At 56.8% G+C, this 23,806-nt stretch carries 25 protein-coding genes and 3 pseudogenes; 23 read left to right on the forward strand and 5 right to left on the reverse strand.

Annotated elements, in window-relative coordinates:
• Positions 1–400 precede the first annotated feature (400 nt).
• The 6 genes from N8E89_RS13375 to smpB all read left to right on the forward strand — a co-directional run bounded on the left by N8E89_RS13375 (position 401) and on the right by smpB (position 5,160).
• Complete coding sequence (locus N8E89_RS13375) at positions 401–1,792, forward strand: calcium-binding protein (protein WP_262260176.1); 1,392 nt, start codon at positions 401–403, stop codon at positions 1,790–1,792.
• Between the two features lie 399 nt (positions 1,793–2,191).
• On the forward strand, positions 2,192–2,878 hold the full coding sequence (locus N8E89_RS13380) for a calcium-binding protein (protein WP_262260177.1): 687 nt from the start codon (positions 2,192–2,194) through the stop codon (positions 2,876–2,878).
• The gene (locus tag N8E89_RS13385; RefSeq protein WP_262260179.1) at positions 2,865–3,104 is read left to right on the forward strand and encodes a calcium-binding protein; all 240 of its coding nucleotides are present in this window, start codon (positions 2,865–2,867) and stop codon (positions 3,102–3,104) included. The genes N8E89_RS13380 and N8E89_RS13385 overlap by 14 nt, the downstream gene beginning before the upstream one ends.
• Before the next feature lie 355 nt (positions 3,105–3,459).
• Complete coding sequence (locus N8E89_RS13390) at positions 3,460–3,765, forward strand: hypothetical protein (RefSeq protein ID WP_112760879.1); 306 nt, start codon at positions 3,460–3,462, stop codon at positions 3,763–3,765.
• Positions 3,759–4,640 (forward strand): 4-hydroxy-tetrahydrodipicolinate synthase, encoded by an 882-nt coding sequence (dapA, locus tag N8E89_RS13395; RefSeq protein ID WP_262260182.1) that lies wholly within the window; start codon positions 3,759–3,761, stop codon positions 4,638–4,640. The genes N8E89_RS13390 and dapA overlap by 7 nt, the downstream gene beginning before the upstream one ends.
• Before the next feature lie 31 nt (positions 4,641–4,671).
• Positions 4,672–5,160 (forward strand): SsrA-binding protein SmpB, encoded by a 489-nt coding sequence (smpB, locus tag N8E89_RS13400; RefSeq protein WP_106664658.1) that lies wholly within the window; start codon positions 4,672–4,674, stop codon positions 5,158–5,160.
• A gap of 95 nt (positions 5,161–5,255) precedes the next feature.
• Here the strand turns inward: smpB and N8E89_RS13405 are convergent, their stop codons facing one another.
• Both N8E89_RS13405 and N8E89_RS13410 read right to left on the reverse strand, forming a co-directional pair.
• A complete protein-coding gene (locus tag N8E89_RS13405) occupies positions 5,256–5,909 on the reverse strand; it encodes a uracil-DNA glycosylase (RefSeq protein WP_112760877.1) in 654 nt (217 codons plus the stop codon).
• Between the two features lie 65 nt (positions 5,910–5,974).
• A complete protein-coding gene (locus N8E89_RS13410) occupies positions 5,975–6,550 on the reverse strand; it encodes a LabA-like NYN domain-containing protein (RefSeq protein WP_106664662.1) in 576 nt (191 codons plus the stop codon).
• A 301-nt stretch (positions 6,551–6,851) separates the two neighbouring features.
• Between N8E89_RS13410 and rpoZ the strand changes: the two genes are divergently transcribed.
• From rpoZ to N8E89_RS13465, 11 genes and pseudogenes are all read left to right on the forward strand, one after another.
• Positions 6,852–7,250 (forward strand): DNA-directed RNA polymerase subunit omega, encoded by a 399-nt coding sequence (rpoZ, locus tag N8E89_RS13415; protein ID WP_106664663.1) that lies wholly within the window; start codon positions 6,852–6,854, stop codon positions 7,248–7,250.
• A gap of 159 nt (positions 7,251–7,409) precedes the next feature.
• Positions 7,410–9,628 (forward strand): annotated as a pseudogene (locus tag N8E89_RS13420) (RelA/SpoT family protein).
• 9 nt (positions 9,629–9,637) lie between these two features.
• On the forward strand, positions 9,638–10,216 hold the full coding sequence (gene pyrE / locus N8E89_RS13425) for an orotate phosphoribosyltransferase (protein ID WP_112760875.1): 579 nt from the start codon (positions 9,638–9,640) through the stop codon (positions 10,214–10,216).
• A 46-nt stretch (positions 10,217–10,262) separates the two neighbouring features.
• Positions 10,263–10,823, forward strand: coding sequence for a DUF2062 domain-containing protein (locus N8E89_RS13430; protein WP_106664667.1), 561 nt, complete (start codon positions 10,263–10,265; stop codon positions 10,821–10,823).
• Entirely contained in the window at positions 10,820–11,224 is a 405-nt protein-coding gene (gene acpS / locus N8E89_RS13435; protein ID WP_106664669.1) for a holo-ACP synthase, read from the forward strand. Before N8E89_RS13430 ends, acpS begins: the two co-directional genes overlap by 4 nt.
• A 77-nt stretch (positions 11,225–11,301) precedes the next feature.
• Positions 11,302–12,084 carry a signal peptidase I gene (gene lepB, locus N8E89_RS13440; protein WP_112760874.1) on the forward strand — a complete coding sequence of 261 codons (783 nt, stop codon included), beginning with the start codon at positions 11,302–11,304 and terminating at the stop codon, positions 12,082–12,084.
• A gap of 7 nt (positions 12,085–12,091) precedes the next feature.
• On the forward strand, positions 12,092–12,808 hold the full coding sequence (gene rnc, locus N8E89_RS13445; protein ID WP_106664672.1) for a ribonuclease III: 717 nt from the start codon (positions 12,092–12,094) through the stop codon (positions 12,806–12,808).
• Positions 12,801–13,739, forward strand: coding sequence for a GTPase Era (era, locus tag N8E89_RS13450; protein ID WP_106664673.1), 939 nt, complete (start codon positions 12,801–12,803; stop codon positions 13,737–13,739). The genes rnc and era overlap by 8 nt, the downstream gene beginning before the upstream one ends.
• Positions 13,740–13,757: 18 nt before the next feature.
• Complete coding sequence (recO, locus tag N8E89_RS13455) at positions 13,758–14,534, forward strand: DNA repair protein RecO (protein WP_262260189.1); 777 nt, start codon at positions 13,758–13,760, stop codon at positions 14,532–14,534.
• Complete coding sequence (locus N8E89_RS13460) at positions 14,531–15,049, forward strand: PaaI family thioesterase (RefSeq protein WP_262260191.1); 519 nt, start codon at positions 14,531–14,533, stop codon at positions 15,047–15,049. Before recO ends, N8E89_RS13460 begins: the two co-directional genes overlap by 4 nt.
• Positions 15,024–15,215, forward strand: coding sequence for a hypothetical protein (locus N8E89_RS13465; RefSeq protein WP_262260194.1), 192 nt, complete (start codon positions 15,024–15,026; stop codon positions 15,213–15,215). The genes N8E89_RS13460 and N8E89_RS13465 overlap by 26 nt, the downstream gene beginning before the upstream one ends.
• A gap of 32 nt (positions 15,216–15,247) precedes the next feature.
• Here N8E89_RS13465 and N8E89_RS13470 read toward each other — a convergent pair whose 3' ends face one another.
• Entirely contained in the window at positions 15,248–16,486 is a 1,239-nt protein-coding gene (locus N8E89_RS13470) for an MFS transporter (protein ID WP_106664680.1), read from the reverse strand.
• A 154-nt stretch (positions 16,487–16,640) separates the two neighbouring features.
• Between N8E89_RS13470 and N8E89_RS13475 the strand changes: the two genes are divergently transcribed.
• From N8E89_RS13475 to panB, 6 genes and pseudogenes are all read left to right on the forward strand, one after another.
• Positions 16,641–16,874, forward strand: coding sequence for a hypothetical protein (locus N8E89_RS13475; protein ID WP_146147801.1), 234 nt, complete (start codon positions 16,641–16,643; stop codon positions 16,872–16,874).
• 221 nt (positions 16,875–17,095) lie between these two features.
• Positions 17,096–18,170 (forward strand): annotated as a pseudogene (nadA, locus tag N8E89_RS13480) (quinolinate synthase NadA).
• 17 nt (positions 18,171–18,187) lie between these two features.
• Complete coding sequence (locus tag N8E89_RS13485; RefSeq protein WP_112760870.1) at positions 18,188–19,747, forward strand: L-aspartate oxidase; 1,560 nt, start codon at positions 18,188–18,190, stop codon at positions 19,745–19,747.
• Positions 19,747–20,631 (forward strand): carboxylating nicotinate-nucleotide diphosphorylase, encoded by an 885-nt coding sequence (gene nadC, locus N8E89_RS13490; protein ID WP_112760869.1) that lies wholly within the window; start codon positions 19,747–19,749, stop codon positions 20,629–20,631. Before N8E89_RS13485 ends, nadC begins: the two co-directional genes overlap by 1 nt.
• A pseudogene (panC, locus tag N8E89_RS13495) lies at positions 20,628–21,474 on the forward strand (pantoate--beta-alanine ligase). Before nadC ends, panC begins: the two are co-directional and overlap by 4 nt.
• Before the next feature lie 23 nt (positions 21,475–21,497).
• A complete protein-coding gene (panB, locus tag N8E89_RS13500; RefSeq protein ID WP_112760867.1) occupies positions 21,498–22,313 on the forward strand; it encodes a 3-methyl-2-oxobutanoate hydroxymethyltransferase in 816 nt (271 codons plus the stop codon).
• Positions 22,314–22,321: 8 nt separating this feature from the next.
• Here the strand turns inward: panB and N8E89_RS13505 are convergent, their stop codons facing one another.
• Positions 22,322–22,834 (reverse strand): cupin domain-containing protein, encoded by a 513-nt coding sequence (locus N8E89_RS13505; RefSeq protein ID WP_106664692.1) that lies wholly within the window; start codon positions 22,832–22,834, stop codon positions 22,322–22,324.
• A gap of 10 nt (positions 22,835–22,844) precedes the next feature.
• Positions 22,845–23,804, reverse strand: a complete 960-nt coding sequence (locus N8E89_RS13510; RefSeq protein WP_106664693.1) for an NUDIX hydrolase — start codon at positions 23,802–23,804, stop codon at positions 22,845–22,847.
• Between the last annotated feature and the right edge of the window lie 2 nt (positions 23,805–23,806).

Below are 23,806 nucleotides of genomic sequence, written 5' to 3' on the forward strand. Positions count from 1 at the left end.
GGCAATAAGGCAAACGCCTTGTTGTCCTCCCGCTCTTTTCTGGCATCAAGGTCGCGCCAAACTTCCTCATGCGACGGTCGTCTCTCAGGCTGCGCCATCGTGAGCTTGTCAAACGGCGAACGACGCACAGCCAATGACGAAGCAGCGCCCGTCTACTTTCGAAGCCACGCCATCGTGCAAATATTTACTTATGCATCCAAATTATTTCTCATGAAAAATATGAGGCAATACTTTCTGATTGCAATGTCATTCGGTAATAAATACTCTAACTTATATATGGTTTAATACAACGTTACTATCTTCATCGCAATATAAGGCGTATGGTGTACCCTGCAGTTGCAGGGGTAGCAGGCCCCGTTCGTGGTGGCCGCCCTTCATAGCGTGACGAGGGGGGTAAATCATGTCGGTCATCATAGATCTGCTCAATCTTTTGAAAATTCATATTGATGGGCCCGAAGGCCATGTGCTCGAAGGCGGGGCGCTTGCCGATATCATTCTTGGCACGGGTGGCGACGACTATGTCGAGGGAAAAGGCGGCATTGACATTCTGTCCGGCGGGGCCGGCAATGATACGCTCAGCTATCTCACGTCTTCATCGGGCGTCAATGTCGATCTAACGCCCGGACTGCTAGGTCTGATGGCACAGGCAAGCGGCGGCGATGCCGCGGGCGACATCATCACCGCGAACTTCGAGAATCTGCTTGGTTCCGACCACAATGATACCCTCAAGGGCACGAACGGCGCCAACACCATCGCCGGGCTTGCCGGCAATGACAGTCTCTATGGCAAGGATGGCGACGACATCCTGATCGGCGGCGCAGGCGCTGACTTGCTCAATGGTGGCAACGGGTTTGACACTGCCGACTATTCCTCGAGCACAGCGGCGATCAGTCTCGTGGCCAGCGCAGCTGGCGGCTGGACCGGTAGCAGCGGCGATGCACAAGGCGATATGCTTGTCTCGATTGAAAAAATCACCGGAACAGCGGGCGATGACACGTTCGACGGGTCATCCTTGACCACCGCGATGAATGTCGATGGCGGCGGCGGAAATGATACGGTCATCGGCGGCGCGGGCAATGATGTGTTTGCAGTCGGCGCAGGCGTTAACAATATCTCCGGCGGCGACGGCGGCGATACCTTCGCATTCTCTGATGCGACATTTGCCAGCAGTTCACCGGATCCGGAAAACCCGACATTCATCGGAACGTTAGATGGAGGCGCAGGCAACAATACGCTTGAATTCAGTTCCCTGACCTTTGGTATCACCATAACACTTGCGGAAGCGACAGCTGCCCCCTTTGCGCAGTCGGCAAGGAATGGCGATGATCCGTTGGTGATAACCGTAGGTGCCAGTGACGACAAGGGGACACCAGGCCGCGGCGACGATGTCCTGGACGGCTTTAATACATCCAAGGTGAGCCTCACCAGTCATAATGATGTGTTTTTGGGGTCCGATCGCAACGACGCCGCACTCGGCAATGCAGGCAACGATAGACTCGAAGGACGCGGCGGTGCCGACACGCTAATAGGCGGAAATGGCGCCGATACATTTGTTTACGCTGCGGTGTCGGATAGCCCATTCAATACCGATCCAAGCTTGCTCGACCACATCGCGGATTTCAGTCATGGCCAGAATGACAAGATCGATCTCTCTGCCATCGACGCCATTCCCGGCAGAGGCGACCAGGCGTTCACTTTCGTTACTGGCGCCTTCACGGGTGTCGGTCAGTTGCGTGTCGTGGCCAATGTCGGGGATGGCTATGACCGGGTAGAGGCGAGATCTGACCGATGACAGCACACCGGAATTCGCCATACTGGTGAAGCTTGATGGCGCTGCGCTCGTCCCCGCAGACTTTGTTCTGTAATTTGGCAATGTTTGTCTCAAATAGCGAAAACGTGGATAAGTCCAGCCTTGTCCACGTTTTTCGGAGCCTTATGCTTGTCACGCTCGCGCGGCATCGACCTCCACGCAAATATTTGTTTCTGCATCCGAATTATTTCTCATGAAAAAAACGAAGCAATACTTTTTGCCTACAATATCATTCGGTAATAAATACTCTAACTTATATATGGTTTAATACAACGTTACTATCTTCATCGCAATATAAGGCGTATGGTGTACCCTGCAGTTGCAGGGGTAGCAGGCCCTAAGGGAGGACACCGGCCCATGCAGCCCTTTTAAAGGAAGGGCATGATGATGGCACTCGATCCCGCATATTTCACACTTTTGGGAGTTTACAACGGACCGTGGCCGAATTTGCCGGGCTACAGTTCGCTCAGTCCGCTCGTCAACGGAACCGCCGGTAATGACAATATCGTTCTGACGGGCGGCTTGTTAAATCTGAATGTGACTGTCAATGGCCTCGGCGGCAATGACAGGATCGATTCAAGCTCTGTCGGTCTGGTCAATTCGCTCTTCGGCGGTGCCGGCGAGGACCAAATCTATGGTGGCGCCGGCGTCAACACCATCGTAGGCGGCGATGGCGATGACTATATCGACGGTGGCGGTGGAATCGACATCCTTGACGCCCGCAACGCCGGGGGCGGCGATAACGGCAACGATACCGTCAGCTACGAATCGTTGAGTGCGGGTCTTGGCGTCATCCTGACGCTGAATGCATCGGGCGGCGGTGCTGCCAGGAGCGGTCTCAACGGCGACACGCTGCTGGGAGGTTTCGAGAATGTCGTCGGATCGGCCTACAACGATACGATCACCGGCAATGCCCTCAGCAACATTCTCATCGGCCTCAACGGCAACGACACGCTCAACGGTGGCGATGGCAATGACACGCTTGTTGGCGGGCATGGATTCGATACCTTGACCGGCGGGGCTGGAAGCGACCGTTACGCCTTCATGGATTCTCTTGATCTCGATTGAAGAGCAGCCTGAGGAGATTCTCGACTTCGCCCGTGGTGTCGATAAAATCGACCTGTCGGCTTATGATAAGGATACTGTCACTCCCGGCCGCCAAGCAGTTACCTTAGGCGACATTGATCAGCAGCAGAACACTCAGGATTTCGTAGACATTACCATATTGGGTTCGGGCTTATATTTCGTGGTGGAAGCTACCGGGATCCTTCAACCAAGTGAATTCATTCTATAGCTGGGCTGGCCCAGCGGCGCGCTCGCCGTCGTCAGGAGAGCGTGCGTAACGCATTCGGATAGCTGGAGCATTGTCACGACGGGCGGTCGCCCTGCGTAGATTGCAGCGGGATAAACGTGGACAAGTTGCACCTTGTCCACGCTTTCCCTTGGGCTCATCCACGCAAGCCACCAGGCATTTCAGCCAGTGCGTATTATTTCAGAGCCGCGCGGATATACTTCGCTATACTCATGCTCAAAAACGCGAAATTTCCGGATACTTCTCCGGAATCCGTAACCGCGGGTACGCAAAACGGTGCGGTGGAGCGCGTTTGCCGTCATATGAATGAAAATTTAATTGAACGGCCGTTCAATTAATGATCGCGATGAAGGCCGTTGAAGCGGCGGTTTGGCGGTTTTTGGGCCGTCCAGGGGTTCGTTTTCCCCCTGAAAATATCGCGTCCCGTCCGATTCTTGCACAAACACCGGCCAATCTGGCCGAAGAAATGCCGGATCTGCCCAACGAAAATCAACCGGGGCGGGAAGTTTATATGTACCGGGTTGATGAATTTCATCAGGGAAATGAACTTGCCCCGCACGCCCGCGATGATTATGGTGCGCCACCTCATGACCGGCTATGGTTCTGGGGAGGATCATTTGTTCTTTGGAGTTTCCCATGCTGAAAGGCTCAATCACCGCTCTTGTCACGCCCTTCGATCAGGACGGCGCCTTTGACGAGAAAGCCTTTCGCGCCTTTGTTGGCTGGCAGATCGCCGAGGGGACCAATGGTCTCGTGCCGGTGGGTACCACGGGTGAATCGCCGACGCTCTCCCATGCCGAACACAAGCGCGTGGTCGAGGTTTGCATCGAGGAAGCCGCCGGAAAAGTGCCGGTCATCGCCGGTGCGGGATCGAACAACACCCGCGAAGCCATTGAACTTGCAGAGTTTTCCGAGAAGGCCGGGGCCGACGCCATTCTCGTCGTCACGCCCTATTACAACAAGCCGAGCCAGCGCGGGCTCTATGCGCATTACAAGGCGATTGCCGAAGCCGTGTCGCTGCCGATCATCATCTACAATATTCCGGGCCGGTCGATCATCGACATGACGCCGGAAACGATGGGTCAGCTCGCCAATGATTTCAAGAACATAGCCGGCGTCAAGGATGCGACGGGCAAGATCGAGCGCGTCTCGGAACAGCGCATCACCTGCGGCAAGGACTTCATCCAGCTTTCCGGCGAGGATGCGACGGCGCTCGGCTTCAACGCCCATGGCGGCCATGGCTGCATCTCGGTGACGTCGAATGTCGCGCCGCGCCTCTGCGCGGAATTCCAGGCGGCGGCGCTGCGCGGCGACTACACCGCGGCACTGGCGCTGCAGGACCGGTTGATGCCATTGCACAAGGCGATGTTCATCGAACCCAACCCAAGCGGGCCGAAATATGCCCTGTCCAAGCTCGGCAAGATGCAAAATGCCCTGCGTTCTCCGATGGTTAGCATTGAGGCTACCACGGCCGAGCGCATTGACCAGGCGATGAAACATGCGGGGCTGATCAACTGACAAATCGGTTGGGAAGCATTATATAGGCGCTATGAACAAGCCAAAATCTGCATCAAAACCCATCACGGTTCGCAAGATCATTGCCGAAAACCGTAAAGCACGCTTCAATTTCGAGATTCTCGACACGCTGGAGGCTGGCATCGTGTTGCAGGGCACAGAGGTCAAGTCGCTGCGCCGCAACCAGTCGAACATCGCCGAGAGCTATGCCAGTTTCGAGCATGGCGAATTCTGGCTGATCAACTCCTATATTCCGGAGTATCTGCAGGCCAACCGCTTCAACCATGAGCCGCGCCGCCATCGCAAGTTATTGATTTCAAAGCGGGAAATGTCGCGGCTGGCGCAATCTGTCGACCGCGAGGGCATGACCGTGGTGCCGCTGAAGCTCTATTTCAACGACCAGGGCAGGGCCAAGCTCGAGATTGCGGTCGCGCGCGGCAAGAAGCTGCACGACAAGCGCGAGACGGAAAAGCAGCGCGACTGGAACCGAGAGAAATCGCGGCTTATGAAAGAGCGCGGCTAGGCTCCGCTTTATCTCTCCCCTTGCGGGGGAGAAAGGATTTTCTTGGGTTTAGCTCTTGCTCAATCCTTAGAAAATCCAAGTGAGGAGATTTGAAATTATCCAGCAATATCATCAAGATAACGCCTGACATCGGCGAACACACTCTTGAACATTTCCGTCGTCAACCGGCCGGTATTGGTGTTGTAGCGCGAGCAGTGATAGCTGGAAAAGATGCGGACATTGCCGATGTCCGACTGGCCGCCATGGCTGAACGGGTGTCTGGCCACGGGCTGGCCAAATGCCCGGACAGTCGATTGATGCGCGATCGTGCCGAGCGTGACGATGGCGCGGAGATTGGCAAATTGTGCGATGGTCGGCGTCAAGAAGCGCCGGCAATTGCTGATTTCGCCGCCAACCGGTTTGTTTTCCGGCGGGACGCAGCGCACGGCGTTGGTGATGGCGGCATTGATGAGGACGAGGCCGTCGTCGGGCCGGGCGGCGAAGGTGCCGCGCGAAAAGCCGAATTCATTCAGTGTGTTATAGAGGAGGTCGCCGGCATAGTCGCCGGTGAAGGGCCGCCCCGTGCGGTTGGCGCCGCGCAGGCCCGGTGCCAGCCCGACGATCAGCAGTCTGACTGAATCGATGCCGCCGGCGGGAAGAAAGGTCGGCACCGGCGCATTATGCCAGCCGGGCTCCCTTAAGCGCCACTCGGCGATAAAACCATGTAAACGTTGGCAAATCGGGCAATCGGGAGACGGTTCGGCACTCATGGCTCACTACGAAGCATAATGCCGCACAGTTTTCCATGCGGCATTTTCTTGAGGTCGCTTTGCGGTCAATAATCGACCTGTTCTTCTTCCACCCGCTGGCGCGGCGCCCGTTCGGACGCCTCGCGGCCGATTTCGGCACGGAGGGACGTCAGGTCGATGAAGTGATCGGCCTGGCGGCGCAATTCGTCGGAGATCATTGGCGGCTGCGTCGACAGCGTCGAAACGACGCTGACCTTGCGGCCCTTGCGCTGCAGTGCTTCGACCAGCGAGCGGAAGTCGCCATCGCCGGAAAAGATGACAAAGTGGTCAACCGTATCAGTCAATTGCATCGCATCAACGGCAAGTTCGATGTCCATATTGCCTTTGATCTTGCGGCGGCCAGCAGAATCGGTGAATTCCTTCGCTGGTTTGGTCACGACCTTGTATCCATTATAGTCGAGCCAGTCGATTAATGGTCGAATTGAAGAATATTCTTGGTCTTCGACTAATGCCGTATAGTAATACGCGCGCAGCAAATATCCGCGCTTCTGGAAAGCTGCGAGAAGTTTCCTGTAATCTATATCAAATCCGAGTACCTTGGAGGCCGCGTAGAGATTTGCACCGTCAATGAACAAGACGATCTTTTCACGTGGGTCAAACATAATAAGGTTCCATTTCAAAAATCTGAGCTTCAATTTCAAATCAGCTTGGGAGGCAATTAAAGCCTGATCTGAACTTATACGAAAGTAGGACATTTAGTACGTCGGGTCGAGCCAAAAGCCAATAGGTTTGTTGAAATTTTGTATATGTTTCTGGACATAAGTGCTCAAAATTCAGTGACTTCGTCATGATGATCGCTTCACGCCGTCACAAAGTGTTGAGCGCTTTTGCTTGTTTTTTGCACGCAACCACGTTATGTGCGCATTAATCCGCTAATTCAAAAAAATATGAAAGGGGCAGTACATGGCCCGCGTCACTGTTGAAGATTGCGTTGACAAGGTTGAGAACCGGTTTGAACTGGTTCTGCTCGCCAGTCATCGTGCGCGCCTGATTTCGCAAGGTGCGGCGATCACTATCGATCGCGACAATGATAAGAATCCGGTTGTTGCCCTGCGGGAGATCGCGGAAGAGACCCTGTCTCCTGGCGACCTCAAGGAGGATCTGATCCATTCGCTGCAGAAGCATGTGGAAGTGGACGAGCCGGAAGCTGTCGCTGTCCCGCAAGTTACTGCCGATAGCGATGCGACAGAAGTTGTTGAGGCCGATGCAGACGACAACGTCTCCTTCGACTCCATGTCGGAAGAGGAATTGCTGGCCGGTATCGAAGGGCTCGTAGCCCCGGAAAAAAGCGACGACTACTAAGAGACCCTGTTTCAAAGGTCTCCACATCAAATGTCTTTTGATGCGTCGCAGCCTCTGCGGCGCATTATTTTTGTGTCTTGGTAACGCAATTACCATATAGGCGGCATAAGAATTCTATCTTCGCCCAAATTCTGTGTGTGACTCCGGAGGCCCCAGTCCATGATGCGTCAGTATGAGCTTGTCGAGCGTGTTCAGCGTTACAAGCCTGACGTCAATGAGGCACTCCTCAACAAGGCATATGTCTATGCCATGCAGAAGCATGGTCATCAGAAGCGCGCATCGGGCGATCCCTATTTCTCGCATCCCCTGGAAGTCGCAGCGATCCTGACTGACATGCATCTGGACGAGGCGACCATCGCCATCGCCCTGCTTCACGATACGATCGAGGACACTTCGGCGACGCGCCAGGAGATCGACACGCTCTTCGGACCCGATATCGGCAGGCTGGTCGAGGGCCTGACCAAGCTGAAGAAGCTTGATCTTGTGTCTAAGAAAGCGGTTCAGGCAGAGAACCTGCGCAAGCTGCTGCTGGCGATTTCTGACGACGTGCGCGTTCTGTTGGTCAAGCTCGCCGATCGCCTGCACAATATGCGTACGCTGCATCATGTTCCGGAAGACAAGCGTCTTCGCATCTCCGAGGAGACGATGGACATCTATGCGCCGCTCGCCGGCCGCATGGGCATGCAGGACATGCGCGAAGAACTGGAACAGCTCGCGTTCCGCTATATCAATCCCGAAGCCTTCAACGCCGTCACCAACCGGCTGGCAGAATTAATGGAAAAGAACCGGGCAACGCTCAAGCAGATCGAGACTGATCTGTCGAGCCTGTTCGAAAAACATGGCATCAAGGCAAATGTCAAAAGCCGTCAGAAAAAAGCCTGGTCGGTCTTTCGCAAGATGGAAAGCAAGGGGCTCTCCTTTGAGCAGTTGTCAGATATTTTTGGCTTCCGCGTTGTCGTCGATACCGTTGCGGATTGTTACAATGCGCTCGGTATCATCCACACGACATGGTCCATGGTTCCCGGCCGTTTCAAGGACTACATCTCGACGCCGAAACAAAATGATTACCGGTCAATCCATACGACCATCGTCGGTCCGTCACGCCAGCGTGTCGAGTTGCAGATACGGACCCGGGAAATGAACGACATTGCCGAATATGGTGTGGCTGCGCATTCGATCTACAAGGATCGGGGCAGCGCACAGAACCCCCATGTCATTTCGACAGAAACCAATGCCTATGCCTGGTTGCGGCAAACGATCGAGGCGTTGGCCGAAGGCGACAACCCGGAAGAGTTTCTTGAACACACCAAGCTCGAATTGTTTCAGGATCAGGTCTTCTGCTTCACGCCCAAGGGTCGGCTGATTGCTTTGCCGCGCGGCGCGACGCCGATCGACTTTGCCTATGCCGTGCACACCAATATCGGCGACAGTTGCGTCGGTGCGAAGGTCAATGGCCGCATCATGCCGCTGATGACCGAGCTGCACAATGGTGATGAAGTGGAAATCATCCGCTCAAAGGCGCAGACGCCGCCTGCCGCCTGGGAATCGATCGTCGTAACCGGCAAGGCGCGCGCCGCCATCCGCCGTGCGACCCGCATTGCCGTCCGCAAGCAATATTCCGGGCTCGGTATGCAGATACTTGAACGTGCGTTCGAGCGGGCAGGGAAGGTCTATTCGCGCGACGAACTGAAAAAAGGCTTGCCACGTCTGGCACGCAAGGAACTCGACGATGTTCTGGCCGCAGTTGGCCGTGGTGAATTGCCGTCATCCGATGTGATGAAAGCCGTCTATCCGGAATATCAGGACGCCAAACCAAAACCCAGCGCCAGCGAGCGTGAGGAAGGCTGGGTGAACTTCCGCAATACATCCGGCATGATCTTCAAGATGCCCGAAGGCGCCGAAGCCGCCGGCTTGGAGCCGGGGGGCCAAACGCCTTGCCGATCCGCGGTGCAAGTCCCGACATGCCTGTGCATTTTTCGCCGGAAGGCGCAGTGCCTGGTGACCGCATCGTGGGCATTTTACAGCCCGGTGCCGGTATGACGATCTATCCTATCCAGTCCTCGGCGCTGATGGCCTACGACGATCAGCCTGAGCGCTGGATCGACGTGCGCTGGGACATCGATGAGAGCCGGAGGGACCGCTTTCCAGCTCGCATCAGTATTTCTGCAATCAATGCGCCGGGATCCCTGGCCGAAATTGCGCAGGTCATTGCTGAAAACGAGACCAATATTCACAATCTTTCAATGGTCCGCACAGCGCCGGATTTCACCCAGATGATCGTCGATCTCGAAGTGTGGAACCTCAAACATCTCAATCGGATATTGTCGAAACTTAAAGAAAGTAAATGCGTCAGCGATGCGCAGCGCGTTAACGGATAGGGGCGAAGGATGAATACAAGCGAGGTTCTGGAGGTTTTCCGCGAAGCAGGTGCGGTGCTTGAGGGTCACTTTATCCTGACATCAGGTTTGCGCAGCCCAATCTTCTTGCAGAAGGCGCGCGTTTTCATGCATGCGGACAAGACGGAACGTGTCTGCCGTGGTCTGGCAGACAAGATCAAAGACACCGGGCTTGGCCAAATTGACTATGTTGTCGGCCCTGCCATTGGCGGTATCATCCCGGCCTACGAAACATCGCGCCACCTTGGCGTTCCGGCGATATGGGTCGAGCGGGAAAACGGTATATTCAAGCTCCGCCGGTTTGAAATTGCCAAGGGCGCGCGCGTCGTTATCGTGGAAGATATTGTAACTACAGGGCTTTCGATCCGCGAAACGGTCACATGCCTGCAGGAACTGGGCGCCAATGTTCTTGCAGCCGCGTGTATAATCGATCGGTCCGCGGGGAAAAGTGATGTCGGAGTACCCTTGATTGCACTGGCGGAATACGAAGTCCCGGCCTATCCTGCGGACAAGCTTCCACCAGAACTTGCCGCAATTCCGCCTGTTAAGCCGGGTAGTCGCAACATCTGATCACACGGAATATGCCGAAGCGCTTTGGCGAGGGACTTGAATAGAGATGCTTTTCAAACGGCGTAAAGTGCCAGACTTTCGCGAGCGGCTGCGTGTTGCGCTTTGGCCTCGCCGCTCGGTTGGGCGGTCCCTACGTTACTTCGGCAAGCGAGTCTTGCGGCTAAGGGCGACGCCGCATGCGATTGCGACTGGCTTCGCTTGCGGGATTTTTGCCGCATTTATTCCGCTTCTGGGAATCCATATCGCCGTTGCCTTGGCGCTTGCCTGGCTGATTGGCGGAAATATTGCGGCCGCGGTACTTGGCACAACGCTCGGCAATCCGTTGGTCCTGCCCTTCATTTGGGCGGCGACGCTCGAGGCTGGGCGGTTCGTTATGACCGGCAGTTTCAGTGGAGATCCGCTGCCGCATCATCTCGGTTCCATGCTGCGGCACCTCGATTTTGCCGTTTTGTGGGCCCCTCTCATCAAGCCCATGCTCATTGGTGCAGTGCCGCTCGGCCTGGCAGCGGCGCTCCTGGTCTATTTCCCGGTTCGCTGGGCTGTCGCAAGTTTCCAGAATCGGCGCAGTATTGGATTTCGTCTTGAAAAGGCGATTGAGCCGACATGATCATCGGCGTCGGTAGTGATTTGATCGATATCAGGCGTATCGAGAAGACGCTCGAAAGGCATGGCCAGCGTTTTATCGACCGGGTCTATACACCGGTAGAACAGACAAAATCCGAACGCCGGAAGCAGCGCGCAGCCTCCTATGCCAAGCGCTTTGCCGCAAAGGAGGCCTGTGCCAAGGCTCTAGGCACCGGATTGTCCCGGGGGGTGTTCTGGCGCGATATGGGGGTGGTCAATCTGCCGAGCGGCGCTCCGACGATGCAGCTTACCAATGGCGCGGCAAGGCGCCTTAGCGCGATTATCCCTTCCGGTTACACATCCCGAATCCATGTGACGATCACGGATGATTTCCCCCTTGCACAAGCATTCGTGATTATCGAAGCGTTGAAAATCGAAGAATAGCCTTATTCAATCGCCATTGAGTGGCATTGCCCCCGCGCGTTCAGCGGTTATGAGGGGGCACATTTTGTTTTGGAGATATGAGCGACGTGAGCGACAAAGCTGTTGTGAAGAATTCTGGTGGTCTTGGCGAGACGATCAGCGTTATCGTGCAGGCGTTGCTGCTCGCACTGGTCATTCGGACCCTGTTGTTTCAGCCCTTCAATATTCCATCGGGCTCCATGCGGCCAACGTTGCTCGAAGGCGATTATCTTTTCGTTTCCAAATTCTCCTACGGCTATTCGAAATATTCGATCCCATTTGCACCGGACCTGTTTTCGGGCCGCATTTGGGGCGCCGAGCCGAAACGCGGCGATATAGCCGTGTTCCGCAAGCCGAATGACACCTCGCTGGACTTCATCAAGCGCGTCATTGGCCTGCCGGGTGACAAAATTCAAATGCGAGCTGGCGTGCTCTACATCAATGACGTGGCCGTCCCCCGCGAGAAGGTCGGTCAGATCGACAATTCCGACGTGACCGAAGTCAACCACCCGGTCGATGTCTATCGCGAAACCCTGCCGAACGGCATTACCTACGATACCCTCGATCTGACGCCGAATGGCTTGGGCGATGACACGCGGGAATTCATCGTGCCGGCGGGCCATTTTTTCATGATGGGTGACAACCGCGACAATTCCAGCGACAGCCGGTTTGATGTGGGCTACGTGCCGCTTGAGAACTTCATTGGCCGCGCCAATATCATCTTCTTCTCGATCGCCGGCAAGGCAAGCCCGTTGGAACTGTGGCGCTGGCCTTCGGAACTACGGTTTGATCGCCTGTTGAACAGCGTCAACGGTGCGCCCCATTCCGTAAAGAACGATTGACGTCCCGATGAGCCTGTCCGCTGACGCCGTTCGCAGACTGGAAGAAAAGACGAGGCACACTTTTCGCGATCTCGGCCGCCTGGAGCGTGCGCTTACCCACGCAAGCGCACGCCCATCGGCGGGATCCGATTATGAGCGCCTCGAGTTTCTTGGCGACCGTGTGCTCGGCTTGGTGATTGCTGAACTGTTGTTCAGGGCCTACCCGACAGCGAGCGAAGGCGAATTGTCGCTGCGGCTTAATTCTCTCGTCAACGCCGACACCTGCGCCGCTGTTGCCGACGAAATCGGTTTGCACGAATTCATCCGCACAGGTTCAGACGTAAAGGGATTAGCGGACAAACGGCTCAAGAGCCTTCGCGCCGATGTGGTTGAATCATTGATCGCCACGATTTATCTGGACGGCGGACTGGAAGCGGCGCAACCTTTCATCGAACGCTACTGGAATGCCCGCTCGCGAGAAATCAATTCGGCGCAGCGAGATCCGAAAACAGAATTGCAGGAATGGGCGCACCAGCAGGATGGTGCGCAGCCTATATATACCGTCATCGACCGCACAGGGCCGGACCATGATCCGCAGTTCACGGTGAAGGTGGATGTCAAAGGCTTCGAAGCAGCCACAGGTATGGGCCGTTCGAAGCGCATCGCGGAGCAGGAAGCTGCGGTCGCATTGCTTTATCGTGAAGGCGTCCGTCAGAAGGCGCAGGAAGAAGATACGAATGACTGATCAGGAACCGACACCCGAGGTCGAGACAAAGCCCGCTGTGCCAACCCGTTCGGGCTTCATTGCTTTGATTGGCGCCCCGAATGCAGGCAAGTCGACCCTGATCAACCAGCTGGTCGGCAGCAAGGTATCCATCGTCACCCACAAGGTACAGACGACGCGCGCCCTTGTTCGCGGCATCGTTATTCACGAGCAGACACAGATGGTTCTGGTCGACACGCCCGGTATTTTCAAGCCGAAGCGCCGCCTCGATCGCGCCATGGTGACGACCGCCTGGGGCGGGGCCAAGGACGCCGACCTTATTCTGGTGCTGATCGATGTCGAGCAAGGGATCGACGAAGAGGCGGAAGCGATCCTGGGTAGCCTGCACGAGAAGAAGCGCAAGGTGATCCTCGTTCTCAATAAGGTCGACCGCATCGAAGCGCCGAAGCTGCTCGAGTTGGCGCAGAAAGCCAATGAGAAAGTCAATTTCGACAAGACCTTCATGATTTCGGCGCTGAAGGGTTACGGCTGCAAGGATCTGTTGAAGTACCTCGCCGACAATTTGCCGGAAGGGCCGTGGTATTATCCGGAGGACCAGATTTCCGATATGCCGATGCGCATGCTCGCGGCGGAAATTACACGCGAAAAGCTCTATCTGCGTCTGCACAATGAATTGCCCTATTCCTCAACCATCGAGACGGAAAGCTGGGAAGAAAAGCCGGACGGTTCCGTTCGCATCCAGCAGGTTATCTATGTCGAGCGCGACAGCCAGAAGAAGATCGTTCTCGGCCATGAGGGCCAGGCGATCAAATCCATCGGCCAGGCGGCGCGCAAGGAACTGATGGAAATCCTCGAGCAGAAGGTGCACCTGTTCCTGTTCGTCAAGGTTCGTGACAATTGGGGCAATGATCCTGAGCGTTACCGCGAAATGGGCCTTGAATTCCCGCACTGATAGCGCGACGTTCCATCCATGGAATGGCGAGACGAAGGTATCATCCTTGGAACGAGGCGGCACGGGGAAACCAGCGCCATCCTTGAACTGATGACGCGTGAACATGGCCGTCATATGGGTCTGGTGCGCGGTGGACGCTCCCGCCGCATGCAGCCGTTGCTTCAGCCCGGCAATCGCGTCGATGTGATCTGGCGCGCGCGCATGGACGAGCATCTGGGCATGATGCAGGTCGAGCCTGTCAGTTTCGCCGCAGCGCGGCTCATTGATCAGCCGGTGGCACTCTACGGGTTGCAGCTTGCCGCCGCACACCTGCGTCTCCTGCCGGAGCGTGACCCGCATGAAAACCTCTTTGAAATTCTCTCCGTCATACTCGAACATTGCGAAAATGCGCTGATCGCGGGCGAACTGCTGTTGCGTTTCGAAGTGCTGATGCTCGAGGAACTGGGATTTGGCCTCGATTTGAAGCGCTGTGCGGCGACGGGGAGCGATCAGCACCTTACCTTTGTTTCGCCGAAAACGGGCCGTGCGGTTTCGCGCGATGCCGGTGCGCCGTGGGCGGACAAGCTCCTGGAAATGCCTCCCTTCATGGTTAGTTCCAGCGTGCGCGCGGCATCGCTCGCCGAAATCACCGCAGCCTTTCGCCTGACGAGTTTCTTCTTCAACCGCCATGTATGGGAGCCCCGCGCGCAGAAGGCACCGGAAGCCCGGCAAGGCTTCCTCGCCGCTATTTCGAGATCATTGTCGAGTGCATCGGCGCAGGGACACTCCGGTCAGGAAAGGTCTGTTCTCCCATGAGTTATGATGATGTGTCCGCTGTCGAGTTCCCCGGCGGTATCGGCCTGGTGCCGCTTGGCGATCTCGCGGCGCGCGGTGGCCTCGAAATTCTGCAGGCCATGCTCCGTGGGGAATATCCCGCGCCGCCCATGGCGAAGACTCTGTCCTTCAATCTGCATGAGGTCGAACAGGACCGCGTGGTGTTCAAGGGCATGCCCAGGCCTGAACATCTCAATCCACTAGGCGGTATTCATGGCGGTTGGATCGCCACTTTGATGGATTCCGCATTGGCCTGCTGCATCATGACGACGCTGAAGCCGGGCGAGGCCTACACCACTGCTGAATTCAAGGTGAACATCGTGCGCCCGTTAACAGCTGAAACGGGAATGGTCTTCTGTGAGGGGCGGCTGATCCATCGCGGACGTACCCTTGCGACATCCGAGGCTTTCCTGAAAGACAAGAATGGAAAGCTTCTCGCCCATGGCACCGAGACCTGCGCTATCTTTCCGCTTGAAAGCTTCGTTCGCGGCAAATAACGGCGGTTCGCGCGATCTGCTGGCCTTCTACGATTTCGTCATTGCGGAAATCCGCAAGGTGGACCCCGTAACGCCGATCATGGCCGATGCAGGCTGGAGATACTGGGAAGCGATCGACGCCAATGGGCCCGACCCGGTGAAGCGCAAGGTTACACCGGGATTCTGAACCAATCCGCAAACGGCTTCAGCCCTGAGCGATTATTCCGCTGGCTGGAGCGCGGGGCGATACGCTGCTGATTCCTCGATGGGCCAATGGACGATGGCGGCGAAGATGCCAAGCGCCACACCGAGCCACCAGACCGGATTATAGCTGCCGAAATGGTCGTAGAGATAGCCGCCGAGCCAGACGCCGAGGAACGAACCAATCTGGTGCGAGAAGAATACGATGCCTCCGAGCAGGCCGAGATGGCGCGTGCCGAACATGATGGCGACAAGTGAATTCGTTGGCGGCACTGTCGAGAGCCACATCAGCCCCATCAGAATCGAGAAGACGATTACCGAAGTTCCCGTTTGCGGCAGAAGCAGGAAGGCGGTGACCAATACGGATCGGCCAAGATAGAGGTAGGCAAGGAACTTGGGCTTGGAATAGCGTTGGCTGATGACGCCTGACGCCAGAGAGCCGATAATATTGAAAAAGCCGATCAAGGCGAGGGCCAGCACCGCATAGGTCGCATCGATACCGATATCGCCGATATAAGCCGGAAAATGTGCGGTAATAAAAGCCACCTGAAAGCCGCAGACGAAGAAGCCTGTCGTCAGCAAGAGGTAGCTCTTATGTCCAAAGGCTTCCCGCAGAGCTTCGCCAATCGACTGTTTGTACTGTGTTTCGCTGACCTTGCCGCTCGAAGAATTTCCTCGCAGCGGAATGGCAAGAACCGGAATGATCAACATGGCAATGCCAAGATAGACCAACCCGTCAGACCAGCCGACCCGATCGATAAGGCCCTGGCTGATCGGTGCGAAAACGAACATGCCCGCCGAGCCGGCAGCGGTGCCGATACCGAAGACGAATGTTCGATTGGCAGCGGACACGTTACGCGCGAAGGCGGACAAGATGATGCCGAACGAGCCCGCTGCAACGCCAAGTCCGACCAGCACGCCACCGCCCAAATAGAGCAAGCTTGGCGAAGTGGCCCACGCCATCATCAAAAGGCCGCCGCAATAGAGAATCGCTGAAATAAGCAGTACGCGCCACGTGCCGAATTTGTCGGCTATCGCACCGAAGAAGGGCTGGCCCGCACCCCAGCAGAGATTCTGCAGGGCCATTGCCATGCCGAAGGTGGTGCGATCCCAGCCTTTCTCGGCCAGCAGCGGCAGCTGGAAGAAGCCCATGGCAGAGCGGGGACCGAACGTCATGAGTGCAATAAGGCAGCCGGCTATGATAATCAGCCACGGTACACCGGTTTGCTTGCCGGCTGTTGCTTGGTTCTGCGACATGGCGCTTTCCCTTTTTTCTGAGAAACGCAGGTTTATCTCATTTACCATCCCAATCAATTGAATTGAGTTGATTGGTACTTAAATGAGTTTGATGGATACAAGGAACTGAACGTTGCGCAGGCAGCACAAATACAGTGAATGAAGGATTGATAATATGCGGTTATTACTGCCTGTTCTGGCGCTCGGCGCTGTAACTATCGCGGGTTGTGCCAACTCCGGCAACGTCAGCCCGTTGGTTTTCTGCGATCGGCCTAGTGATTTCGGTGCCAAGGTTTTCACCGATTGCACCCCTCGCGTCGGCGGTGATAGTCCTGCCAGGAGTGCAAGGGACAGCCGTCGCTATGGTGATGATCGCAAGATCATTCTTGGGGGTGTTTACGGCGGTTAACGTCGTAGTTTTGTTTTCAAGGGGAGGGCCGCCGATTCTGGCGGCCCCTCGCTTTCTCGTTTATTGCCACTTGAAGCCATCTGAATATTCCCCTATGTAGATCGTGACGGCCCTGCCGTTTTTCTTTTGATCATAAATATGCTCAATGTGAGTATAAATGATGGTCGAGGATGAGCGAGAGCCAATGATGAGCTGTGACGAGTGTCCAGGAGGAAGTGGATATGACCAGCACTACCCGCACGACCAATGGCCGTATCACCGGTCAGACTGCAGCGGATCGTTTTGGTATTCTTGAAATGCCGGATCTTTCCTACACGCCCGAGGTTGCGGCGGAGACCGAGCACCTCTACCAGCGTGTTGCCCATCACGTCCCCCGCATCGAATGGCCGGTCTACGCGCCTTATGTGGCAGCGATCAACCGGCTGAAGAAGCGGCGCAACGCGGTTATCCTCGCGCACAACTACCAGACGCCCGAGATTTTTCACTGTGTCGCCGATATCGTCGGTGATCTCGCTCCAGCTCGCCAAGGAAGCCACCAAGGTCGACGCCGATATCATCGTTCAGTGCGGTGTGCACTTTATGGCTGAAACCTCGAAGCTCTTAAACCCGCACAAGACCGTTCTGATCCCGGACATGAGGGCGGGCTGTTCGCTTGCCGAGTCGATCACCGGTGCTGACGTGCGCCTGCTCCGCGAAACCTATCCGGGCGTGCCGATCGTCACCTATGTGAACACCTCGGCAGAAGTTAAGGCCGAAAGTGATATTTGCTGCACTTCGGCCAATGCCGTGGAGGTGGTCGAAAGCTTTGGCGTGGACCGGGTACTGTGCATACCCGACGAATTCCTCGCCCAGAATGTTGCCGCACAGACCAAGGTCAAGATCCTGACCTGGAAGGGCCATTGCGAAGTACACGAGCGCTTTACAGCGGACGAATTGCTTGCCTACAGAGCGTCCGATCCGGATATCCAGATCATTGCTCATCCGGAATGCCCGCCGGAAGTCGTCGCGATCGCGGATTTTACCGGTTCGACGAGCGGCATGATCAATTATGTGAAAGACAACCGTCCAGCCAAGGTGCTTCTGGTGACCGAATGCTCGATGGCTTCCAATATCGAATCGGAAGTGCCGGATGTGAAATTCATCAAGCCGTGCAACCTCTGCCCGCATATGAAGCGCATTACGCTCCCAAACATTCTCGAAAGCCTCGTCTATATGAAGGAGGAAATCCATGTGGATCCGCTCGTCGCCGAACGCGCGCGCCTGGCGGTTGAGCGGATGGTCAATCTCAAGAACTGACGCCGGAGGCGACGATCATGTCCATACAATCCGATCCCGTCATCATCATCGGTGGCGGCCTTGCCGGACTTTTCTGTGCCCTGAAACTGGCGCCGAGGCCCGTCACTGTCCTCGCCGCAGCACCGATCGGTCGTGGCGCTTCCTCCGCCTGGGCGCAGGCGGGTATCGCAGCTGCGGTGTCGGAAGGCGATACGATGGAAAAGCACGTCGCCGACACCGTTGCAGCGGGTGACGGTATCGTCGACGAAGGCATTGCCCGCCTTATGGCAAGTGAAGCGGCGGTGCGGGTCCACGATCTCCTTGAATATGGTGTTCCTTTCGACCGTGATCTCGAGGGCAAACTGCAAGTTTCGCGGGAAGCGGCGCATTCGGAAAGCCGCATTGTTCGGGTTCGCGGCGATATGGCAGGGCGCGCCATCATGCAGGCGCTGGTGAAGGCCGTCGAGGACACGCCTTCCATCCGGGTGATGGAGGGATATGTGGTCGAAGACATCATAACCGAAAAGGGCGCTGTAACCGGCGTTATCGCGCGAACGGAAGCTGGACGCGGCAAGCAGGTGAAACTCGCGTCACGGACGGTTGTGATTGCGACAGGTGGCATCGGCCATCTTTACGCTGTTACCACAAATCCATCAGAAGCGCGCGGCGAGGGGATTGGCATGGCGGCGCGTGCCGGCGCGATGATGGCCGACATGGAATTCGTGCAGTTTCATCCGACGGCTCTGGACGTCAACAAGGACCCCGCACCGTTGGCAACGGAAGCTCTGCGCGGGCATGGCGCAACGCTGATCAATCGCGCGGGCGAACGGTTCATGCTGAAGATCGATCCCGACGCGGAACTCGCACCGCGCGATGTCGTGGCGCGCGGCATTTATGCCGAGGTCACGAGCGGGCGAGGGGCTTGGCTGGATTGCACCAAGGCTGTGGGCGCGACATTTGCCGAAGAATTCCCCACCGTCTACAAATATTGCCGCGATGCCGGCATCGACCCGGCCGTCGAACCTATTCCTGTTGTGCCTGCGGCGCACTATTTCATGGGCGGGATCCTGACAGACGAGGACGGACGCACCTCGATCAACGGCCTTTGGGCCTGTGGCGAATGCACGTCAACAGGCGCACATGGCGCCAACCGTCTTGCGTCGAATTCGCTGCTCGAAGCGGTGGTGTTCTCGGCGCGCATCGCTGCCAAAATCGGCACGGGTGAGGCGACGCACGCGGAAGACTGGTCAAAGGGCTCGATCGACAGGGACGATCTGGTTGCCGAGGCGGATACGGCCGCGATGAGCAGACTGCGTAAGACGATGAGCGCCAGCTTTGGCGTCATCCGCGATCGCGAAGGTATGATGGAGGGGCTCACGACCATCGTTGCGCTTGAGAAGACCAATCGGGACGCGGCTTTCCGGAATGTTCTGGCGACGGCCAAGCTGGTTGCCGTCAGCGCTTTGCGCCGTCAGGAAAGCCGAGGCGGTCATTTCCGCACCGACTTTCCCGAGAAACGGCCCGAATGGCAGCACCGGACATTTTTGACCCTTGCCGATGCCGAAGCCACGGTGGACGAGATGATGGAGCTGGCGTGATGGCGAACACACCTGGGGACGCACAAAGGGCTTTTCCGCCGTCCTTGCCGCAAATGTTGATTGAAGGTGCTGTGCGTGCCGCCTTGCTTGAAGATCTCGGCCGGGCAGGCGATATCACGACAAATGCAACCTTGCCGGAAGATGCCACCGCGGCGGCTGTTCTCTCCAGCCGTGAAGCCGGGACGATCTGCGGCTTAGGCTTTGCGCGCGCCGCCTTCGCGCTCATCGACCCTTCATTGACATTCACGGCGTTCGTGAAAGATGGCGCCCGGGTCAATCGGGGCGACAACGTCGCACGAATCGAGGGCAACGCGCGCGCCATTCTGTCTGCAGAGCGGGTCGCGCTCAATTATCTTATGCATCTGAGCGGCATCGCCAGCTATACGGCGAAATTCGCGGATTTGATCGCCCACACGAATGCAAAGGTTTGCGACACCCGCAAGACAATTCCCGGCATGCGCGCCTTCGCCAAATACGCTGTGAAATGCGGTGGTGGCGCCAATCATCGCTTTGGCCTCGACGATGCGATCTTGATCAAGGACAATCATGTTGCCGTTGCGGGCGGTGTGGCAAAGGCAATTCTTGCTGCACGAGCTTACGCGGGCCACCTCGTCAAGATCGAAGTGGAAGTGGACGGAATCCACCAGCTGGAGGAAGCACTGTCAGTCCAGGCAGATGTGATTCTACTTGATAATATGGGGCCGGAACTGCTTGAAAAGGCGGTAAAAATCAATGCTGGCCGTGCAAAACTCGAAGCGTCCGGCGGGATCGCTTTCGACACGATCAAATCGATTGCGGAAACCGGGGTGGACTATATTTCGACATCAAAAATCACTATGGCAGCACCAACTCTGGATATCGGATTGGATATTGAACTGACATGAAGGTCATCGCCACGATTGCTGAACTGCGTGCTGCTCTTAAATCCGAACGGCTCAAGACCAGGTCGATCGGCCTCGTTCCCACCATGGGCTATCTGCATATCGGCCACATGGAACTGGTCCGCCGGGCCAAGGCTGCCTGCGATGTCACTGTGGTTTCGATATTCGTCAACCCCACGCAGTTCGGGCCGAATGAGGACCTCTCGACCTATCCGCGCGACATGGAAGGCGACCTTGCCAAGCTCAGGGCCGAAGGTGTTGACTATGTCTTCACACCAGAAGTCACCGAAATCTATCGCCCCGGCGCCAATACGATCGTCGATAACCCTGTCCTGTCGCGCGTACTGATTGGCAAGATCCGCCCCGGACACTTTCGGGGTGTGACAACCGTCGTCACCAAACTGTTCAACATAGTGCAGCCGGATCACGCGTTTTTCGGTGAGAAGGATTATCAGCAACTGACAATCATCCGCCGCATGGTGGCGGATCTCGATATGCCGATTGAAATCACCGGTGTGGCGACGGTACGCGAGCCGGACGGCATCGCTTGCTCTTCACGCAACGCCATGCTCACGCCTGCCGACCGCAAGAAAGCCGTCATCCTGGCAAAGTCATTGGCTCAAGCGGAGGAAATGGCTGCGAAAGGCCAGCGCTCAGTCTCGACTATTCGCAATGCGGTGCGCACGGTCCTTGAAACGGAGAAGCGCGGTGAGATCGAGATCTGTCGACATTCGCGATGCACAGACACTTGATGCGGTTTCGGGCAAATTCAAGCAGCCAGTTGTCATCCTATTGACCGTTCGCTTCGGCAGGGTACGGCTGATCGATCAGCGTGTCATAGGCTGAGCAAGGCCAGGGAGGGGAGAAACATGAGCCAGGAAATCGTTATACGCCGCGTCACCGCACCGGAGATCCGCGGGCGCAAAGGCGGCGAGCCGATCGTGGCTCTGACCTCGTATCACGCCAACACCGCCCGCATCGTCGACAGCCATGCGGATATTCTTCTCGTGGGCGACAGTCTTGGCATGGTCCTCTACGCCATGGATTCAACGCTCGGCGTGTCGCTGGATCTGATGATCGCCCATGGTAAGGCCGTCGTGCGCGGCTCGAAACGGGCCATGGTTGTGGTCGATATGCCCTTTGGCTCCTATGAGGAAAGCCCCGCAATGGCATTTCGCAATGCTGCGCGCGTCATGCAGGAAACCGGCTGTGGTGCGGTCAAGCTTGAAGGCGGTGTCCGCATGGCCGACACCATCCGCTTCCTCACCGAGCGCGGTATTCCGGTGATGGCGCATATCGGGCTGACCCCGCAATCGATCAACACGCTCGGTGGCTTTAAGACGCAAGGCCGTGACACTGCGTTATGGCCGATTATCAAGGCCGATGCGCAGGCGGTAAGCGGGGCGGGTGCCTTTTCCGTTGTGCTTGAAGGCATTGTTGAACCGCTGGCTGCGGAGATTTCGCGCGAAACGGCTATCCCAACCATCGGCATTGGCGGGTCGAGGGAATGCGACGGTCAGATCCTCGTCCTCGAAGACATGCTCGGCTATAACCCAAAGCCGCCCAAATTCGTCAAGGTTTACGGTTCCGTGAGCACCGTCATCGACCAGGCCGTCAAAGCCTACGCAGACGACGTGCGCTCGCGGGCGTTCCCCGCTGACGAAAACGTCTACCTGTTGAAATAGCGGATTACTCAATCGCGATTTTTCCGGTCTGTATCCGCCCCTTGCCAGTATTCCATGACGGCTGATCTGTCATACCCTTCGCCCATCAGCCGAACGCCGATACGTCCGGTTTCGGGATAGAACACAACCTCGTTCGGGTTTTTCTCGCCGATCATGATAAAGCGGCATGGCGCATCGCTGTGATTGTAGAAGGAATGGCCGGCCTTCTGTCCCGCGGGAAAGACGACATGGTCGCCAGCTTTCATCCGGTAGGTCTTGTCGCCGAGCCGCAGCGTCATTTCACCTTCAAGGATGAATGCCTGCTCTTCCTCCAGCATATGATAGTGGTTCAGGCTCGACTCCATGCCTGGCGCGAGTTCTTCCAATTGCACACCGACGTGATTGGCGCCGCCAAAGCCGGAAAGATAGCGAAACTTGCTTCCATAGCGGCTGCCTTGCGACCATTCTTCCCAGGGCACTGTGTCCGACGCGAATGGTTCGGAAATGCCGTCGGCATTGAGCGATGTCGGTTTGTCGTCCATTTCACTCTCCCTATCCTCTGCCGCCCACCCTGAGGCCTGCCACGCTGCGCTCCTCCAGCACATTGTGGCGGAAGCGATAAAGCGCCGCCGGTCTGCCCCGCGCTTGTGTCTGTTCAGCACCAGTGGGCTCAACAAGTTCCGTTGTCTCGACCAGCCTGCGGAAATTCTGCTTGTGCAGGTGCCGCCCGGAAATTGCCTCTACGGTCTCCTGAAGCGCGGTCAGCGTAAAGGTGGGCGGCATCAGTTCGAAGACGACAGGCCGGTATTTGAGCTTGGCGCGCAGCCGGGATATCGCCGTCGCAAGGATGCGCCGGTGGTCGAAACTCATTGGCAGTCCCAGCATGCGCGAGAGCTCAGTACGCTCGGCACGGCCGTCCCGCACCGCCTCTTCTATCAAGCCCGCTTCATACAGGAGTTCGTAGCGTTCGAGCACGCGCTCTTCATCCCAGGCAATGCCGTCATCGCCAAATGCAAGCCGAAACCGGCTGAGTCGCGCCGGCACGCCGCTTTTCTCGGCCCACGCATGCAATGCGGGTCGGATCATCTCGTCGATCATGACGGGTTTGCCAGTGCGCCAGTCCTCCCAAGGCAGGAAAGAATACCAGCTACGCCAGCGCGCGCCGGATTTGCGCAGAGCCTCCTTGTTGTCGTCCGTCGTGCGGGTGAGCGCAAGATAACCCACCGAGACGATGTGCAGGTCCCGATCTTCGGCAGTTTTGTGTCGCCCCCGATCGCCGAACGTATAAAGCTGTTCGACATATCCGAGCCGCAAGGGCGTCTGTTCCGCCACCCATTCACGCAGACCCGTCTCGAACGTTCGATGCTGCAGGGGATTGAATGGACCGAATGGCAGCTCGTCGCGTTCGGCATCGTCGCCGGATGGCGTGGTCAGGATCAGCGGATCATTATTGGCCACGGCGACGATGGCGGCACTCAGGTTTATCTCAACCGCATTGGGCGTACCGGTCATGG

The sequence above is a fragment of the Phyllobacterium sp. A18/5-2 genome (assembly GCF_025452215.1).
GTDB lineage: Bacteria > Pseudomonadota > Alphaproteobacteria > Rhizobiales > Rhizobiaceae > Phyllobacterium > Phyllobacterium sophorae.

Bases quoted from the DNA above. Each gene is read 5' to 3' on its own strand.
- N8E89_RS13510 (WP_106664693.1), bottom strand. From the start codon at position 23,804: ATGACCGGTACGCCCAATGCGGTTGAGATAAACCTGAGTGCCGCCATC.
- rnc (WP_106664672.1), top strand. From the start codon at position 12,092: ATGAGCCTGTCCGCTGACGCCGTTCGCAGACTGGAAGAAAAGACGAGG.
- N8E89_RS13470 (WP_106664680.1), bottom strand. From the start codon at position 16,486: ATGTCGCAGAACCAAGCAACAGCCGGCAAGCAAACCGGTGTACCGTGG.
- nadC (WP_112760869.1), top strand. From the start codon at position 19,747: ATGGCGAACACACCTGGGGACGCACAAAGGGCTTTTCCGCCGTCCTTG.
- N8E89_RS13505 (WP_106664692.1), bottom strand. From the start codon at position 22,834: ATGGACGACAAACCGACATCGCTCAATGCCGACGGCATTTCCGAACCA.
- N8E89_RS13475 (WP_146147801.1), top strand. From the start codon at position 16,641: ATGCGGTTATTACTGCCTGTTCTGGCGCTCGGCGCTGTAACTATCGCG.
- N8E89_RS13390 (WP_112760879.1), top strand. From the start codon at position 3,460: ATGATCGCGATGAAGGCCGTTGAAGCGGCGGTTTGGCGGTTTTTGGGC.
- dapA (WP_262260182.1), top strand. From the start codon at position 3,759: ATGCTGAAAGGCTCAATCACCGCTCTTGTCACGCCCTTCGATCAGGAC.
- rpoZ (WP_106664663.1), top strand. From the start codon at position 6,852: ATGGCCCGCGTCACTGTTGAAGATTGCGTTGACAAGGTTGAGAACCGG.
- era (WP_106664673.1), top strand. From the start codon at position 12,801: ATGACTGATCAGGAACCGACACCCGAGGTCGAGACAAAGCCCGCTGTG.
- panB (WP_112760867.1), top strand. From the start codon at position 21,498: ATGAGCCAGGAAATCGTTATACGCCGCGTCACCGCACCGGAGATCCGC.
- smpB (WP_106664658.1), top strand. From the start codon at position 4,672: ATGAACAAGCCAAAATCTGCATCAAAACCCATCACGGTTCGCAAGATC.
- N8E89_RS13430 (WP_106664667.1), top strand. From the start codon at position 10,263: ATGCTTTTCAAACGGCGTAAAGTGCCAGACTTTCGCGAGCGGCTGCGT.
- recO (WP_262260189.1), top strand. From the start codon at position 13,758: ATGGAATGGCGAGACGAAGGTATCATCCTTGGAACGAGGCGGCACGGG.
- N8E89_RS13405 (WP_112760877.1), bottom strand. From the start codon at position 5,909: ATGAGTGCCGAACCGTCTCCCGATTGCCCGATTTGCCAACGTTTACAT.
- acpS (WP_106664669.1), top strand. From the start codon at position 10,820: ATGATCATCGGCGTCGGTAGTGATTTGATCGATATCAGGCGTATCGAG.
- N8E89_RS13460 (WP_262260191.1), top strand. From the start codon at position 14,531: ATGAGTTATGATGATGTGTCCGCTGTCGAGTTCCCCGGCGGTATCGGC.
- lepB (WP_112760874.1), top strand. From the start codon at position 11,302: ATGAGCGACGTGAGCGACAAAGCTGTTGTGAAGAATTCTGGTGGTCTT.
- N8E89_RS13410 (WP_106664662.1), bottom strand. From the start codon at position 6,550: ATGTTTGACCCACGTGAAAAGATCGTCTTGTTCATTGACGGTGCAAAT.
- N8E89_RS13485 (WP_112760870.1), top strand. From the start codon at position 18,188: ATGTCCATACAATCCGATCCCGTCATCATCATCGGTGGCGGCCTTGCC.
- N8E89_RS13380 (WP_262260177.1), top strand. From the start codon at position 2,192: ATGATGATGGCACTCGATCCCGCATATTTCACACTTTTGGGAGTTTAC.
- pyrE (WP_112760875.1), top strand. From the start codon at position 9,638: ATGAATACAAGCGAGGTTCTGGAGGTTTTCCGCGAAGCAGGTGCGGTG.
- N8E89_RS13375 (WP_262260176.1), top strand. From the start codon at position 401: ATGTCGGTCATCATAGATCTGCTCAATCTTTTGAAAATTCATATTGAT.